Annotated in this window: 1 protein-coding gene; it reads right to left on the bottom strand. The window is 39.6% G+C overall.

Annotated features, from left to right (window positions below):
- Window positions 1-258: contractile injection system protein, VgrG/Pvc8 family (locus J8L86_RS21025; protein WP_247663606.1), on the bottom strand; the 258-nt coding region annotated here is incomplete at its 3' end.
- Window positions 259-570: the final 312 nt, after the last annotated feature.

Genomic DNA, 570 nt, shown 5'->3' with positions numbered 1-570 from the left:
CGTATCACCTTTAATAAACTGACTCACAATACCGTGAACATAACGCTCGACATGACCATCTTGAGTCCAAGTCATTAAGCCTGTTTGGTCAACAACAGCTTCAGGAGTCAGGTTGTCAAGTCGACTTAACAAACTCAACTTCACCTCAAAAGGGCGTGACAAACTTTCAATAAACTTGAAATCGAGGATATCAACATTGTCCAAATCTAAACATTGCGCTTTAAAATGAAACCGTAACCCTGAGCCTAAAAGCGCCATGCGGATATCCTTATTAAAATGGGAGTTCATCTCCACCATTGGTGGTGAAGTTAAAAATCAGAGAATAAAACATTCATTTAGAATGAATGCGCTAACCTATGCTCTTTATTGATTAAACTGTAATAAAAAACAGGAGCATAACAGTGCCAAGTACGCCTTCTAAGTAAACGGGAACACCAAAGTGCCCCGCCTATTTGAACTAAGCAAAAACATCGTTTACTTAACGCAAACAAATGCTCATTTGTTTAGCGATGTTATGCTTCAATCGGCTTACGCCAGTCATCAGAGCCAGAAGTACCTGCAACAGTATGA

The organism is Shewanella sp. MMG014 (genome assembly GCF_018100775.1).
Lineage (GTDB): Bacteria > Pseudomonadota > Gammaproteobacteria > Enterobacterales > Shewanellaceae > Shewanella > Shewanella japonica.
The sequence above is the reverse complement of the archived record's forward strand: the minus strand, read 5'-3'. Positions and strand labels throughout refer to the sequence as shown.